General features: G+C 59.7%; 16 protein-coding genes. 7 read left to right on the forward strand and 9 right to left on the reverse strand.

Going from position 1 to position 14,895, the window contains the following annotated elements; translation table 11 throughout:
* Nucleotides 1–25 precede the first annotated feature (25 nt).
* The 3 genes from ACQ4N7_RS06045 (at nt 26) to ACQ4N7_RS06055 (ending at nt 3,221) form a co-directional block, all read left to right on the forward strand.
* The gene (locus ACQ4N7_RS06045) at nt 26–2,038 is read left to right on the forward strand and encodes a protein kinase domain-containing protein (RefSeq protein ID WP_430710709.1); all 2,013 of its coding nucleotides are present in this window, start codon (nt 26–28) and stop codon (nt 2,036–2,038) included.
* 100 nt (nt 2,039–2,138) lie between these two features.
* The gene (locus ACQ4N7_RS06050) at nt 2,139–2,603 is read left to right on the forward strand and encodes a hypothetical protein (protein ID WP_430710710.1); all 465 of its coding nucleotides are present in this window, start codon (nt 2,139–2,141) and stop codon (nt 2,601–2,603) included.
* 96 nt (nt 2,604–2,699) lie between these two features.
* The gene (locus tag ACQ4N7_RS06055; RefSeq protein WP_430710711.1) at nt 2,700–3,221 is read left to right on the forward strand and encodes a hypothetical protein; all 522 of its coding nucleotides are present in this window, start codon (nt 2,700–2,702) and stop codon (nt 3,219–3,221) included.
* Here ACQ4N7_RS06055 and ACQ4N7_RS06060 read toward each other — a convergent pair.
* The 6 genes from ACQ4N7_RS06060 to ACQ4N7_RS06085 form a co-directional block, all read right to left on the reverse strand.
* On the reverse strand, nt 3,218–3,676 hold the full coding sequence (locus tag ACQ4N7_RS06060) for a GatB/YqeY domain-containing protein (protein ID WP_430710712.1): 459 nt from the start codon (nt 3,674–3,676) through the stop codon (nt 3,218–3,220). The two genes, ACQ4N7_RS06055 and ACQ4N7_RS06060, sit on opposite strands and share 4 nt — an antisense overlap.
* Nucleotides 3,677–3,825: 149 nt before the next feature.
* Nucleotides 3,826–4,248 carry a hypothetical protein gene (locus ACQ4N7_RS06065; protein WP_430710713.1) on the reverse strand — a complete coding sequence of 141 codons (423 nt, stop codon included), beginning with the start codon at nt 4,246–4,248 and terminating at the stop codon, nt 3,826–3,828.
* Between the two features lie 103 nt (nt 4,249–4,351).
* On the reverse strand, nt 4,352–5,701 hold the full coding sequence (gene aroA / locus ACQ4N7_RS06070) for a 3-phosphoshikimate 1-carboxyvinyltransferase (RefSeq protein WP_430710714.1): 1,350 nt from the start codon (nt 5,699–5,701) through the stop codon (nt 4,352–4,354).
* A gap of 90 nt (nt 5,702–5,791) precedes the next feature.
* On the reverse strand, nt 5,792–5,965 hold the full coding sequence (locus ACQ4N7_RS06075) for a putative toxin-antitoxin system toxin component, PIN family (protein ID WP_430710715.1): 174 nt from the start codon (nt 5,963–5,965) through the stop codon (nt 5,792–5,794).
* Nucleotides 5,966–5,972: 7 nt separating this feature from the next.
* Nucleotides 5,973–6,224, reverse strand: a complete 252-nt coding sequence (locus ACQ4N7_RS06080) for a hypothetical protein (protein WP_430710716.1) — start codon at nt 6,222–6,224, stop codon at nt 5,973–5,975.
* Nucleotides 6,225–6,305: 81 nt separating this feature from the next.
* Entirely contained in the window at nt 6,306–7,388 is a 1,083-nt protein-coding gene (locus ACQ4N7_RS06085) for a PIN/TRAM domain-containing protein (RefSeq protein ID WP_430710717.1), read from the reverse strand.
* Nucleotides 7,389–7,589: 201 nt separating this feature from the next.
* Between ACQ4N7_RS06085 and ACQ4N7_RS06090 the strand changes: the two genes are divergently transcribed.
* On the forward strand, nt 7,590–8,714 hold the full coding sequence (locus tag ACQ4N7_RS06090) for a histidinol-phosphate transaminase (RefSeq protein WP_430710718.1): 1,125 nt from the start codon (nt 7,590–7,592) through the stop codon (nt 8,712–8,714).
* A 111-nt stretch (nt 8,715–8,825) separates the two neighbouring features.
* Here ACQ4N7_RS06090 and ACQ4N7_RS06095 read toward each other — a convergent pair whose 3' ends face one another.
* Both ACQ4N7_RS06095 and ACQ4N7_RS06100 read right to left on the reverse strand, forming a co-directional pair.
* Nucleotides 8,826–9,302, reverse strand: coding sequence for a hypothetical protein (locus tag ACQ4N7_RS06095; RefSeq protein ID WP_106922382.1), 477 nt, complete (start codon nt 9,300–9,302; stop codon nt 8,826–8,828).
* A gap of 317 nt (nt 9,303–9,619) precedes the next feature.
* Nucleotides 9,620–10,225 carry a GNAT family N-acetyltransferase gene (locus ACQ4N7_RS06100; RefSeq protein ID WP_430710719.1) on the reverse strand — a complete coding sequence of 202 codons (606 nt, stop codon included), beginning with the start codon at nt 10,223–10,225 and terminating at the stop codon, nt 9,620–9,622.
* Between the two features lie 179 nt (nt 10,226–10,404).
* On the opposite strand from ACQ4N7_RS06100, the gene ACQ4N7_RS06105 reads away from it, so the two are divergent.
* Entirely contained in the window at nt 10,405–11,382 is a 978-nt protein-coding gene (locus ACQ4N7_RS06105) for a hypothetical protein (protein ID WP_430710720.1), read from the forward strand.
* 9 nt (nt 11,383–11,391) lie between these two features.
* Here the strand turns inward: ACQ4N7_RS06105 and ACQ4N7_RS06110 are convergent, their stop codons facing one another.
* Nucleotides 11,392–12,144 (reverse strand): histidine phosphatase family protein, encoded by a 753-nt coding sequence (locus ACQ4N7_RS06110; RefSeq protein ID WP_430710721.1) that lies wholly within the window; start codon nt 12,142–12,144, stop codon nt 11,392–11,394.
* Between the two features lie 260 nt (nt 12,145–12,404).
* Between ACQ4N7_RS06110 and ACQ4N7_RS06115 the strand changes: the two genes are divergently transcribed.
* Nucleotides 12,405–13,247, forward strand: coding sequence for a cation diffusion facilitator family transporter (locus ACQ4N7_RS06115; protein WP_430710722.1), 843 nt, complete (start codon nt 12,405–12,407; stop codon nt 13,245–13,247).
* A gap of 51 nt (nt 13,248–13,298) precedes the next feature.
* Nucleotides 13,299–14,876: a YcbK family protein gene (locus ACQ4N7_RS06120; RefSeq protein ID WP_430710723.1), complete on the forward strand. Its 1,578-nt coding sequence runs from the start codon at nt 13,299–13,301 to the stop codon at nt 14,874–14,876.
* The last annotated feature ends 19 nt before the right edge of the window (nt 14,877–14,895 follow it).

The following is a 14,895-nucleotide window of genomic DNA, read 5'->3' on the forward strand; positions in this document are numbered from 1 at the left end:
ATAGAGAGTTTGGCAGTACGCGGCTATGGCTGAAACAGGACAGGGAGAACGGTTGCTCGGCAAGCGCTACCGGGTGCTGCGGCAGCTTAGCCGGGGCAGTTTTGGCGACACCTACCTGGCTGAAGACACCCATCGGTTTCAAGAACTCTGCGTGCTGAAAGAGTTCAACCCCCAGGTGCCTGGCAAACTGGCCCTCGACAAGGCCCAAACCCTGTTTGAGCACGAAGCCAACATTCTTTACCAGATCAACCACCCCCAGGTGCCCCGGTTTCGCGAGCTGCTGCGGGATGGGGAACGCCTGTTTTTGGTGCAGGACTACGTCGAAGGCCCTACCTATCGCGAACTGCTAGAGCGCCGTCGCGCCTACGATGGCCGCTTCAGCGAAGCCGAGGTAGTGCAGTTTTTGATGCAAACCCTGCCGCTGCTGCAATACCTGCACAGCATCGGCATCGTTCACCGCGATATCTCCCCCGATAACCTGATTCAGCGCAACGCCGACGGTCGCCCGGTGCTGATCGACTTTGGCGGCGTCAAGCAACTGGTGGTGAATGTGCGCCACCAGCTCGGTGTAGCCCAGCCCTACCAGGCCGCCGATGGCACCATTACTCGGCTAGGCACCGTGGGCTATGCCCCCGACGAACAGCTTGAGTCAGGCCAGGTAAGCCCCGCCACCGATCTCTATGCGCTGGGGGTAACGGCCCTGGTGCTGCTGACCGGGCTAGAACCAGAGGCCCTCTACGACGATCGCCGCGATCGCTGGAGCTGGCCCGAGCAAATTGAGCTATCCGATACCCTGCGTCAGGTGCTCACCCGCCTGGTGGCCCAAAATCCTGACGACCGCTATCCCGCGGCAGGGCAGGCTCTGGCGGCGCTCAATTTGGCTCACCCCGACCCGCTTTCAACCGCCTGGGCCCAGCCGATGCCGGTGCGTATGCAGCCCGCCGTGCCGCCGCCGCCAGAACCGACGGTAGCGGTAGCCCCTGCTCACCCCTACCCGCCGCCGATGGCCTACGACCCAACCGCGACGGTGGCCCCACCGCCGCGAGCGGTGCCGGTGCAAAAAACCTCGTCGGGATGCTGGCCCGCCCTGGCAGGGCTACTACTAACGGTAGGAATAGCTGGGGGGCTGTGGTGGTGGCTCGATCCGCTCAGCCAGGTTGCTGGCAATGGCTCTGAGGTGGTGTCGCCCGGCGGCAGCGATGTCAGCAACCCCAACCTGAGTGAGGCCGAACGCGATCGCAAGCAGGCTCTGCGCGATCGCGCCGCCGATCTGGGCGTGGACTGGAGCTATCTCACCAGCCTCACCGATCAGCTCTTTTACGAGCAAAACCCCGATCGCCAGGGCACCCAGCTTACCGATCGGCCCGAGGACGAGCCGCTGCGAGCCGAGTGGGATGCGATCGCCGCCCAAAATCTCGACCTGCTAGAGAACAACCTCAGCACCGAAGCCCGCAGCCGACTGGGCCGCTACAACCCCACCGACAGCGATCGCTGGAAAGGCCAGGTCAACGAACTCTTTGTCAGCAGTAAAGCCCTTTACGACCTGGCCGATGCCCGCTTTAGCCAGCTGTTTCCAGGCCGAGTCAGCGAGGGCTTTGTCGAAACCCCGGTCGACCAAATTTGGTTTGCCCTGGCCCAAGACCAGGTAAACGCCCTAAAAAGTGGCGACAATTTGACCGAAATTAGCTTTGAGCAGGGCAGCTTTAGCCAGCAGCAGCAGGGCACCCTCAATCCGGGTCAGGGCCAGGTCTACATTCTCAACCTCAGCGCCGAGCAGCTGCTGCGCCTCAACCTCCAGGCTCCGCCCGACAGCACCCGCCTGTCGGTCTACGTGCCGGTGCCCAACGAAACGCTGCCCCACATTCTCGCCGATGCCGAGCAAAACACCTGGGCTGGCGAGCTACCCCAGTCGGGCTATTACGAAGTGGTGGTGGTTTCTAGGGCCAGCGACCCAATTCCCTACAGCCTGACGGCAGCAGTCGATAACGTCACTGACGACATCATCAACCGCCCGGCCCCGCCCGAAAAAGACAACTGATGCCGCCCCTAGGGCGCAGCTCTTACGTTCTGTTGCCTATTGCCGCACCTGGGGCGCTTAGGGGTTAACATTTGCCCCATGCCAGACAATTCCTAGCGCCATGAGACACCCCCTCCTAGACGCCATTCAGCAATCTGACGGTCGCTACCTGAGCGATGTAGAGCTGCGCCCTCTAGCTCAGTTTGTCGCCTCCTTTGCCTCTCGCTCTCAAACCTACATGCGGCTCAAAGCCGAGAGCGAAACCCTGGTACTCAACGCCCTGCGGCGGCTAATGCTCACCCATCCAGAAGCGGTGCAGATGCACGGGGCAAAGTGCCAGCGCGACATGCGTTACACCTTAGAATGCGCTGCCAAGGCGATTTTGCTCGACAACCCCGGCGGCTTTGCCGAAGAGTACGTCGTGTGGATGCAGAATATTACCCGCGCCCTGCACAAAGAAACCGCTGCGATCGCGGCCTACCGCTGTTTGCAAACCGAAATTACCGGCACCCTGCCCGCCGAGGCCGCTCAGCTAGTCAACAGCTATCTCGATCAGCTCATCACCGCCCTTGCCCAAGGCCTGTAGCGCGGTAGCATTATTCCCAATTTCATTCTCAAAGTTGATGCTGGCCCCAAGCGGCTGGGCAGACTAGGTTATTGGTGCATTCACGGTTAAGCGCTCATGACCTCACCCAGTCAAGCCTATACCTCAGCCGCTTCGAGGGCAGACACATTGACCCACTCCGCCAACCCCAGAGCCTATTTAGTTGGGCTCTCGACATTTCAAGGGCAGCCTCTGCTGGGTGACTTCGAGCAGGGTAGCCTACACCTCAACGACTGCGGCCTGATTGTAGCCGACGAATGGGTCCGCTCTGCAACCAACCGCAAGGGCATCGCCATCGACGCCTGGAGCATTACTCCCAATCGGCTGCAAAGCATTGTTCTTTTGCACCTGCCCGCCCCCCCGGTAGTCAACCTAGTCGGCGGCTCAGCCGGAGGCCTGACCGGGAGCCTGGGCAGCCAAAAACCCTGGCTGCTGTCATCGTTCATTGCCGGTTTCAAAGCAGCAGCGGCTAAACGCATTAATTTGCGACTCAACCAGGTCGGTCAGCTGGTGTGGCAGCGCAGCTACGACGAACACCTGATTACTGACGCAGCCCACCTGTCTCAGCTGCGCCAACAGCTTCAGGCGGTAGAGCACTAGCCGCCCAGCTTGGCCTTAACCAATGCCTGCACCTTACCCCCATCGGCGCGCCCCTTGAGCTGCTGCATGGCGGGCCCCATGACCTTGCCCATATCTTTAGGAGACGCAGCCCCCGTCTTGGCGATCAGGTCATCAATGACGGCCTCGACCTCAGCATCGCTGAGCTGCTGAGGCAGGTATTCTGAAATGATCTCTAGCTCTTGAGCTTCCTGAGCCGCCAGATCGTCGCGACCCGCTTTCTGGTACTGCTCAACCGAGTCTTTGCGCTGCTTGGCCAGCTGCGTTAGCACCTCCAGCTCTTGCTCAGGGGTGAGCTGATCTTGCCCACTGGGGCGCACCAGAGTCTCTTTTTCAAGAATCACTTTTTTGATGCTGCGAACCGTCTCCAGGCGCACTTTGTCTTTGGCCTTCATGGCGGTCTTAATGTCGTCGCTAATGCGATCTTTCAGGCTCATGGGGGGCTTCCTTGCGCTCGCCGAGGCGCATCGTTGGATACTTTCTCACTTTACCGGGTGATTGTTGAAGTGAGGAAGGGGAAGCGAAGGAAGGGAAGGAATGCAAAGTGCAGAATTTTGAATTTTGCACTTTGCAGGTCCCCATCCCCTCATCCCTGCTCTGCCTCTAGCTGCTGGTTCAAAAAGTTGACCAAGTCGGCGCAGGTATACAACTGGGTTTCGTCGAAGTACTCACTGATGTCGAGGTCAAAGGTGTCGTAAAAGTCTTCGCAGAGGGTGATGCTCCAGTCGAACCAGCAAACGGCTGGAAAAGCCAGGTCATCGACCAGGCGATCGCTGGGCAGAATGCAGCCAATCTCTAGACCCGAGTAGGCGTGCAGCTGCTGATAGACAAAGTCGATCAGGGGCTGAGGCAGGGGGCGGGGCACCGCTGGCGGCGTCCAGTGGTAGATGTACCACTCGGTGCAGGGGCGGCAGGGGCGCGATCGCAGCCACTGGTTGACCCGCTGGCGGGCCACCATATCAGGGCTGAGAGCCATATAGGTGGTGAGGCTATTGACAAGGTTTTTCAACGGTTGCCACACAACTTTTTAAACGTCGAGCCTTTGAGCTGAGCCGCTGGGCTTGGTTAGAGTGTGCCCAGGGTTACGGCTTAAGTCATGATTTGGGCATGAATTAGCCCAAACCGCAGAGCCGCGCCAGGGTAGCCCCAAAGCCGGGATAGGAAACCGCTGCCGCCTCGGCCCGCTGAATCTGAAGGGTGCCCCTGGTGCGCAGGGCAGCGATCGCCAGGCTCATAGCGACTCGATGGTCATTGTAGCTGTCTACAGTGGTGCCTGTGAGGGGGGTGCCACCATGAATTGTGAGCCCGTCGGGGTGTTCTTCGATGCGGGCCCCCATTTGGGCGAGCTGACTGGCCATCACAGCAATGCGATCGCACTCCTTCACCCGCAATTCTTCGGCATCAGCAATGGTCGTAGTGCCCTCGGCAAACAGCGCCGCTACCGCCAACACCGGAATTTCGTCGATCATGCGGGGAATCAGGTCGCCGCTGAAGCTGGCGGCCTTGAGCTGGCTGTGGCGCACGCGCAGGTCGGCCACGGGTTCCCCCGTTACCTCGCGCGGATTTTCGAGGGTAATGTTGGCCTCCATAGCCTGCAAGGCATCGAGGATGCCGGTGCGGGTGGGGTTAATGCCCACATTCTCAACCACCAGGTCAGCGCCGGGGGTAATCGCGCCAGCTACCAGCCAAAAGGCCGCCGAGCTGATGTCGCCGGGTACCACAACGGTTTGCCCGGTGAGGGTAGCCGGGCCATGTACCGTGACGCTACAGGTGTCGGGGTCCACCAAAATATTGGCCCCAAAGGCCCGCAGCATGCGCTCGCTGTGGTCGCGCGACAGACTGGGTTCAGTTACCGTGGTGCTGCCCTCGGTCATTAGCCCCGCTAGGAGAATGCAGGATTTGACCTGGGCAGAGGCGACGGGGGAGTGGTAGTGAATGGACTTGAGCGCCTGCCCCCGCACCGCTAGGGGAGCCAGGCGGTTGTTCTGTCTGCCCCAAATTTCTGCACCCATTTGGGCTAGAGGCTTAATCACACGATCCATGGGGCGCGATCGCAGCGAGCCGTCGCCCGTGACCGCAAAGTAGCGATCGGGATGCGACGCCAGTAGACCCAGCATCAGGCGCAGGGTGGTGCCCGAATTGCCCGCATTCAGCACGTCTACAGGCTCTTGCAGGTTGCCCAGGCCAACGCCCTGCACCGTCACCCAATCATCTTCTAAGGAGGACATGGTGACCCCCATAGCCTGAAAGCAGGCGGCGGTACTGCGCGGGTCTTCGCCCAGCAGCAGGCCCTGAATACGGGTTTCGCCACTGGCAATCGCGCCCAACATCAGCGATCGGTGCGAGATTGATTTATCCCCCGGCACCCGCACTCGGCCCGTCAGCGTCACCCCATCACTCGGAAACTCCAGGGTCATGGTTTGGTGTGAGGCAGCGTCGGTCAGCTCAATGCGGGCAGTCATGGCAGCGTTAGTAAAAGCCGATGCTGATCGTACCCCATCGTTGGGCTATGTTCTTTGCGCGGTATCGGTTTCTAACTACGTTGAGCCTTTCTAAGTCCGTCCATTAGCCAGAAAGTCTAGGAAAGCGGCTGGAGTAACAATCTGGGTACCGTAGAAAAACTTAAGGTTGAGCAGATCACGGTCGAGAGAAACCAAGAAGTCTGCTTTTGCCTCATAGGCAGCGGCAAGAAATTTATTGTCGTCTGGATCAACATCGTCAAGCATGGCTGTTTCATAAGCACCTGGAATGTGAAGGCTGACGAATAGCGCCGAAACGCTGCCAGATCAACTCTGGAGGTTGGGGAACAATAGCTTGAGCACGAGCGATACCGCGGGCAATAATGGCATCTGCCTGCCGCAGTTCATCTGAAGTTGGTGGAGCAATGACCTGACTCTGCAAGAGTTCAATAAAAGCTAAAACATCCTGCTGCTGGCTAGGCCCAAGCACCTTGAATTTCTCAGCCACGACCTGTTCTATGTTCATAATGGGCATGCTCCTAACCTATTAAACTTGCCCGCGCAGAAGAGAGCCGCCAGCCAGACTTATATCCCACTTACACCCCTCTTAGGAAGTCACCATGGATGTTTTGGGGCGGGCGAAGATCATGCGTCCGGCGGAGGTTTGCAGCGACCCGGTGACGACGACCTCTAGCTCTTCGCCGATGTAGTCGCGGCCTTCTTCGACCACCACCATGGTGCCGTCATTGAGGTAGCCGACGCCCTGGGAGGGTTCTTTGCCCTCTTTGAGAATCTTGAGATCAATATCATCGCCGGGCAGGTAGGCGGGGCGAATGGCCTGGGCCAGGTCATTGATGTTGAGCACTTCCACGTCCTGGAAGCTGGCCACTTTGTTGAGGTTGTAGTCGTTGGTGAGCAGCATGGCGTTGAGCTCCTGGGCCAGCTTCACCAGCTTGGCATCGACGGTGGGAATATCGTCGTAGTCAACGGAGTTGATCAGCAGCCGGTTGGGGTAGGTTTCGCGAATGCGGTTGAGTACGTCTAGGCCGCGCCGACCGCGATCGCGCTTTTGGTCATTGCTGGCGTCGGCTACCTGCTGCAGCTCTTGCAGCACAAACTGCGGCACCAGCAGCTGACCTTCTAAAAAGCCTGTGCCCAGCAGGCCCTCAATGCGGCCATCGATGATGCAGCTGGTGTCAAGCACCTTAGTTTTGCTGGGCTTGAGGGTGCCCTCAGCCACCAGCGTAGACTCTAAAGTGCTGGGGCTGATCAGGCGCAGCAGCGATCGCCCGTGGGTGTCGGCCAGGTTCATCCCCGACACCGCAAACAGCACGCTGCCCAGCACCGCCGTCATCGGTTTAATAAAGCCAAACTCGGAGGGAATCGGCAGCAAAAACAGCGGAGCCAGCATCAGGTTGGCAATTAGCAGGCCCAGCACCAGACCCACGGCGCGGGTAAGAATGCGATCGGGCGGCAGTTCTTTGATCTGGCGCTCCAGACGACGATAGCTGGTCTGCATCACCAGACCCAGGCCGGTACCAATTAGCCCGCCAAACACAGCCGTTACGCTACCTAGCGCCTCTATATTGGTTACCTGCTGCAAAATTGGCTCGGGCAGCAGATCAATGCTGTAGAACCCAATCCCCGCCCCAGCCAGGATGAATGAAAATACAATAAGTGCGTCTAGCATGGTGGTCTGCAGTTCTGGCCTTGATTTTGCAGCAGTTAGGGGGTAGGTTCTTACCCTCCCAGTGTACTCCCCCAAATCAAAAGCGCCAGATTAAACAAGACTGGGGAAGTCAAGCTGGCAAAAGTATACCGCTAATGCTTGGCTCCCTAACCGCCCTCCGGGCTCTGCAATAATGGTGGGGTTACTGCACTTGCATTCTCCATGTCTTTGCCCTTTCTGCGATCGGCGGTGGTTCAACTGGCGGCCTACACCCCGCATGTTGAGTCAGCCGACGATCCGTCCCCTGCCGCTCTGGATATTCTCGATACTAACGAGTGCCCCTACGACCTACCCGAGGCGCTGCAGGAAAAGCTGGCCTGGCAGCTGCAGCACAATATTGCCGCCAACCGCTACCCGGACGGCGGGCACGGAGCGCTGAAAGAGGCGATCGCCCAGTACGTCACCGAATCCACTGCCGGAGCAGCCTTCAGCGCCGACCACATCTCGGTGGGCAACGGCTCCGATGAGCTGATTCGATCGCTGCTGATCGCCACCTGCCTGGGCGGCGCAGGATCGGTACTGGTGGCTGACCCCACCTTCTCGATGTATGGCATATTGGCCCGCACTTTGGGCATTCCGGTGGTCACGGTAGGCCGCAGCGAAGACACCTTTGCGGTCGATACAGCGGCGGCACAGCAGGCGATCGCCCGCCCCCAAGGCACTCCGGTGCGGGTGGTGTTTATGGTGCACCCCAACTCACCCACCGGCAACGCCCTCACGGCTACCGAGATCGCCTGGCTAGAATCGCTGCCGCCAGACATTCTGGTGGTCATCGACGAGGCCTATTTTGAGTTTAGCCAGCAGACCACGACAGCCAACGTTCTAACCCGTCCCAACTGGGTGGTTATGCGCACGTTCTCCAAGGCTTTTCGCCTGGCCGCCTACCGAGTGGGGTATGCCGTGGCCAATCCAGAGTTAACCCAAGCGCTCGAAAAAGTGCGCCTGCCCTACAACCTGCCCAGCCTGACTCAGGCCGCCGCTCAGCTCGCTCTGGCCCACCGTCAGGAACTGCTGGCCGTGGTGTCTGAAATTCAGCAGCAGCGCCGAGAGCTGGCCAGCGCGATCGCCCAAACCACGCCCCTGCGCCTGTGGCCCAGCGACGCCAACTTTCTCTACGGGCGGCCCCCGGCGCAGTCTGGTCAGCCCATCAACGCTGAACTAGAGCGCTGGTTCAACCGCCTGCGGGTGCAGGGAACCCTGGTACGTCACACAGGCGGCGGCTTGAGGATCACTATCGGCACACCGGCAGAAAATCGGCGCACCCTGGCCCACCTACAGCAGGTTTAGGCAGGAGTCGCCCGAGAGCTGAGTACAAAGAACCTCACAGGTAGCTCAGCCAAAAGATCTCTCTGCCAGCCTCGACTCCGCTCAGCTATCGGTAGCTGAGCGGAGTCGAGGCTACACCAGCGCCCTGGCCCGCCGCACGGTGTAGGGCAGCACCCCCACCAGCAGGGCAAAGGCTTCGTCGGGCACTTTATCTACAATGCTCTGATCGAAATAGCTCTTAAACTGCTCCAGGATGAGCTGGGCGCGATCGAGCGGCACGGGTTTATCGGTAAAGTTTTGGGTGAGCCGCACCCACTGTAGGCGAATTTTGAGCGCCTTTTGCTGGGCCTCGGCTGACTCAGGCGAAATTAGCGACAGGCTACCGAGGGGAATTACCGCTCGACAGTCGGCATCGAGCCCACCGCCAACGGCTGCCCCAGGGCCAGCAAATTCGGTATAAAACTCTTTGTGAATAATTAATCCGTTGCGACGGCGGCTGTTGACGACCCACAGCTCACCACCTCGAATTCTGGCCAGAATGTCATCGTCTTCTGACAGCAGCAGATTAGACTCAAAAAAGGGGTTTGAAAGACCGCTAACTGGGTTCACAATCGGGGGGCGAGCGGACTGAGACGCTCCAATAAATAGGCCAGGAGAACGTAGGGAGTTTCCGGGGCCTGGACCTGAACTATTCTGCTCAAAATTAGAGATCATCCCCGCCACATCATAGCGACAACGGCTCGACCAGCCACGATCTGTACCCACTCCTTCGGTCTATGAGCTACTTAAGAGCTATAGCACCTCAGGTACTTATTCTAGGGTAAACGGCCAGCCGACCCCCGCAGAAGTATTTAGCTCCGCTGAAGGAGGGATAAATTTCTATCCTAAAAGTTTAAGGTTTGTGTGAAGTGATCCGGTTGAGGTGATTAGGGCCATGGGGCAGGAGGCGTTATGGTCCTGCGCAGCAGCAGTCGACGCGCCTGTAGCCCCACCCAGGAGGCCGGAGTATCTTCAGTTTGAAACACCCTGAACCCAGCTTTGCGGTAGAGCGCCTGAGCCGCCAGGTTGTCTTCCATAACGTGGAGGCGCAGTTCGTAGATACGCCACTGTATAGCCAGCTGCTCACAGGATTGCAGCAGGGCGCTAGCTATACCCTGACGCCGAAAGCTCTGCCCCACCGCCAGGTTTGAAATGTACACGTGGCGATCGCCCTGCCAGGGCCAAGGCTGGCGCACCGAGGCTTCGATCGTACCTGCGATCGCGGCCTCATCGATAGGAGCAGCCCCAGCCGATGACATCGCCATCAAACAGGCATACCGAGGCGACTGAGCCTTGAGTCTCTGCTTCAGGTCTTCTTGAATGCCGAGACGAATGAAGGGGTACACCCAGTACCGCCAGCCCGAGCAATCGTAAAAGCTGTTGGTGAGTACGTCAGTGAGCCGCTCTACATCTTGCAGACGGGCTGGGCGAATCAGCGGCTGGGCAGCGGCCACAGCTGGCGAGGGCGGCGAGTTTGAATCGGTTTGTACCATAGACCCCAGCGGCAGACTCCCAAAAAAGATGCCCAGCATTAGCCAAGCCTGGGCGTCAGGATAATCGCTCTTGCAGTCAATATACCCTTCTCCGCCCGCTCAACGGGTAGGATCAAAAGGCGAGTTTCCCCTCCAGCCCCATTTTCCCCGCCTTCCTCACCCCCTCCTCACCGCCACCCATGGCAATCTCCCCCTTCTTGACCAGCTTTACCGGCCACCGCGACCCCAAGCTGCTGTGGCCGATCGCGGGGGTAGCCTCGGTCGTGGCCCACGGGGTAGCCCTTGTCATGGTTCGCACCCTGGCCATTCAAACCCCAGCCCTGCCAGAGGGCGAGATGGCCCCGCTCCCCATTCAGTTAGTATCGCCTCCCGCCGACCTACCGCCCCTGGCTGAGCTCAGCGCCAGTAGCCCAGACGTTGTACCCTCCAGCGATTTAGCCGCTGATTCAGCCTCTATAGAACCCGCTGCCGCCGCGCCACCGACTCCCCTGGCGACCCAGGCCACGCCAGCTCCAGCCGAGACAGCGCCCAGCGATCGCCCGCCGCTAGAGCCGTTTACCACCTCAGCCCTGCCCCAGACTATCGCGCCGCCCGTGGCCCCAGCCCCCGCAGCGCCTGCTCCCGTAGCGCCTGCTCCTCCGGCTGTAACTCCTGCACCACCGCGCCCGGCCTCCCCTGCTCCAGATCCCCCTGCTGCAGCCCCGCCCGCACCCGGCCCAGCCGCCGGAGAAGCTCCCCCAGTGGCACCTGCCCCTGGCCCATCGGCCCCAGCCCTTGAAGGAGCATCAGGGTCAGGGGGACAGGTGGTGCCCGTGGGCATTCGCCTCAATCCCAGTGGCCGCGATATTCCTGACTCTGCCCCTCAGCTGCTGGGCGCTACAGCGATCGACATGCGACCGCTGGCCTCGAGCTGCGGCTTTGCCAACTTGGAGGCGCTGCTGGCAGGCGTGACTGCCACCTCGGTGCAGCTCCAGATTCGGGTGGAGCCCAGTGGCGAAATTTCTCAGGTGAGGCCGCTGCAGGGTACTGGCAATGGCGCTGTAGACGATTTGGTCAGCTGCGTGGTCAGGCAGCGGCTGCAGCTGCAACCAGCCAGCTCGGCTGGGGTACCTCAGCTGACTGATGCGTTTATTCTGGATGCCCAAATTCAGTTTTGAACCTTGGATTTAAAGGCAGTGGGTGCAGTCGTTGAAGTGCTTGATTTGCCACAGCTCGGTGTTAAGGCGATTGAGGCCGGGTTGATCCCAGCGATCGCGGTCTAGCCAAAACTCAAACCGAGCGGTGTTGTCCATCGGCATACCCCAGGTGCGATCGCAGCCCAGCAGCCGAGCCATGATCTGCTGCAATATCCAGTGATGGCTAATAACGAGAACGCGATCGCCGTTGCCGTGCCGACTGAGGAGATGATCCAAAAACTGCTGCGCCCTGGCCCGGCCCTGCTCCAGCGTTTCGGCCTGGGGGATAGGCTGCCAGTCGAGGCTGGTTACAAGCTGCTGGCAGAGCTCGGGGTAGCGATCGCAGGCCTCGGCCCAGGTCAGGCCGGTGAAAACGCCAGAATTGTACTCCATCAACTCAGGGCGCAGCTCTACCGTCACAGGTTGATCGGGGGCCAGGGTGATCTGATCAGAAATGCGCTCGCCAGAGTTAAATCTGAGGATATTTGGAAGCAGCTCGCCCTCTGGCGCGCTTGACGCTGTGAAGCCCTGGACCAGTGCTATCAGCGTGTCGGTAGCTCGCTCTAGCGGGCTGCAATAGATATGGGTAGGGTGCCAGCCCCTAGTGGCCAAATGCCGCCCCAGCCGCAGCGACTGCTCCATACCTTTGGGAGTCAGCCCCGTAGAGCTGACTCCCTCCATACGGCCCTCAGCATTGCCTACCGACTGGCCGTGGCGCACTAAAAGCAGCTTGAGAGGGGGCATAGACTTCGGGAAACTGGCTCAGCAGTTTGAAACGGCTTAGATAACGTCAGCGGCTGGGGGCAACCTGAGAGGAGAGCAGGGGCGACATATCAGCAGAAATGGCGGCAAAACTGTCTACCAGCAACTCTACAATTTCTGAAACATGCCAAAATGCGTAGACGAATATACCAAGCCCAGCTCGGGATCTACGGGTTTCCCCCCGGCAAAACTCCACCTCTGGCCTTGGATTTAGTTTCTCCCTGAACTGTGGTCTGCTGTCAATGACATTTTCGGTTCATTCAGACTCTTCCCTGCCCTGCCGCTGCGGCCTCAATGCCACCGATCGCAAGCGTCTGGGGCTGTTTCTTACCCTGGTGCTGGGGTTTGCGGTGGTGGAATGGCTGGTGGGCAGCTACAGCCACAGTCTAGCCCTGCAGTCGGATGCAGGACACATGCTCACCGATGTAGGCGCGATCGCCCTGGCCCTGTCGGCTAGCTGGCTGACGCGCCTGACCCTGGCCCCGTCTCGACCCGGCCAGCCCCATCTGGAAGCGATCGCCGCCCTGATCAACGGCGTTGGGCTACTGGCTATGGCCGGGCTGATCTGCCTGGAAGCCTGGCACCACCTGACTACACCCACAACCACGCTGGTCAGCGGACCGATGGCCGGTACAGCCCTGGTCGGGCTGGGCATTAACGGGTTTGGGGTTTGGCTACTCCACGGCCAGGGCGACGAGTCGCTGAACCGGCAGGGAGCCTTTTTGCACGTGGTGGCCGACCTGGCCAGCTCGGTGGGGGTAATTATCGGAGCGCTGTGTATGGCGCTGTTTCACTGGTTTTGGATGGACGGGGTGCTGAGTTTTGCGATCGCCCTTCTGATTGGCAGCAGCGCCCTGCCCCTGGTCTACCACAGCTGGGGTCAAATTACCCAAACCGCCCCACCATCGCGGCCCGACCTCACCAGCCTGGGCTTTCTCGAAACCGGACACACCGACCTGAGCACCCTGTTGGGAGTAGCCTCTACCGCGCCTACCGTCGGCCAGCTCAGTTTAGGTAACAAACCTGCGGCATTAGGTCACAAAACTGCGCCATTTCGGTCATTCGATTCTAATATTCATACCTAGGCGGCCATCTCTGCATCGGCCAGCCCTGCACTGTGTCTACGGGAGTCAAACATGGGTACCTGGGTTAAGGAAACCGATGAAGCTTTTTACCTGATGCAGGGAAACCAGTGGATCTCCCGCATCCAAAAGCGTCCCTCCTCCGGCAACCCCAAGGAGCAGGTGCTCAACGTTGAGGGCATGCGGGACTGGTTCTTGCGATCGGACGCGCCTCTAGCCATGACCGTATCGATCGGGACGGGCGGGCCAGAACCCGAGCAGGTCGGCAGTGGTTCCCCCGGTGGAGAAACCCCACCGCCGGAAGAAGTGATTCCCCCGCCGGATGGAGAAACCCCACCGCCCACAGGCGGCGGCGGTGAACCCGAGGAGCCCGGCTCCGGCGGCGAGCCTGCTCCCGAACCGGCTAAAAGCCTAACGCTGCGGGTAAAAAGCACAACCTACTTCAAGCTGCAGCCCAAGCTGGCCAGCGAGCTGACCGATGCCGAAAAAGTGCTGGTTACCAACGGCACCACCTTCGACATTCAGTACTACATCGACGTGGGCAAAAACCACTGGCAGATTCAGCTGCTGGAGCCCACCCTGGGTGATAAAACCAACCGCACCTGGTTTGTCTACACCCCAGACATCGACGTGCTAACTGGCGTTCGACTGCGCGTAGTCAGCGACACCCTGTTCAAAACCGAGCCCAAAATTTCCTCCCAGCTGGGCGAATCGCAAAAGGTATTCGTCAAAAACGGCACTCAGCTAAGACTGCTGGCCTTTAAGCCAGCGGCGGGCGACCATTACGAGGTCGAGCTAGCCGACGCCGTGGTTGGGGCCGAAGTCAACACCAAATGGTACGTCTACAGCCCCGACACCAAGGTAGACGGCAACCGTCAAACCCTGGAGGTTACTGGCGACACCATCTTCAAAGCCCGCCCTGTACAGTCGAATCAGCTCTCCGACGCCGAGAAGGTGCTGGTGAAAAAGGGAACCGTGTTCCTGCTCAATTCCTATGCTCAGCCCGAGAATAATCACGTGCGGGTGGCCCTCCAGGGAGCCTTTTTAGGCCCTCAGAACCGTACAGCCTGGTACGCCTATGTGCCCGACATTCAAATCTCGGGAACTGAAATTGGCAATAATCCTACCGATCAGGGGCCAGGGCAGCCTGCCAACCCAGCCGATCGGGGCGTGGCGCTAACCTTCCCTGGGTTTTCGGGCACCTACTACTCTAATTACCCCATTCAGCCCAAAAACCGCTACGGCGTGCGGGGCAACTTCACCTGGGGCGAAGCGCTGCACGTCAATCCCAGCACGGGCCGGTATCGCCGCCCGGCTAACGCCGGAGTGGTCTACAACATTTTGAAAGTGGCCGACGCGATGGAAGAAATTCGCAAAATGTACGGCGACAAGCCGCTGCAAATTAACTCCTGGTACCGCGATCCGGCCACCAATGCGGCGGTAGGCGGGGCGTCTATGTCGCGCCACATGTCGGGGGATGCGGTGGACTTTGTGGTGCCTGGCGTGCGGTGCTCTGATGTCTACGCGCGGCTGAATGGCTGGTGGGGTAGCCGGGGCGGGTTGGCCAGTTCTTCTGTGTTTACCCACATCGACGTGCGCGGCTACCGAGCCCGCTGGAGCTACGGCTACTAAGTCAAATCACTGGTTGGTG

It is taken from the genome of Nodosilinea sp. AN01ver1, assembly GCF_050565655.1.
Lineage (GTDB): Bacteria > Cyanobacteriota > Cyanobacteriia > Phormidesmidales > Phormidesmidaceae > Nodosilinea.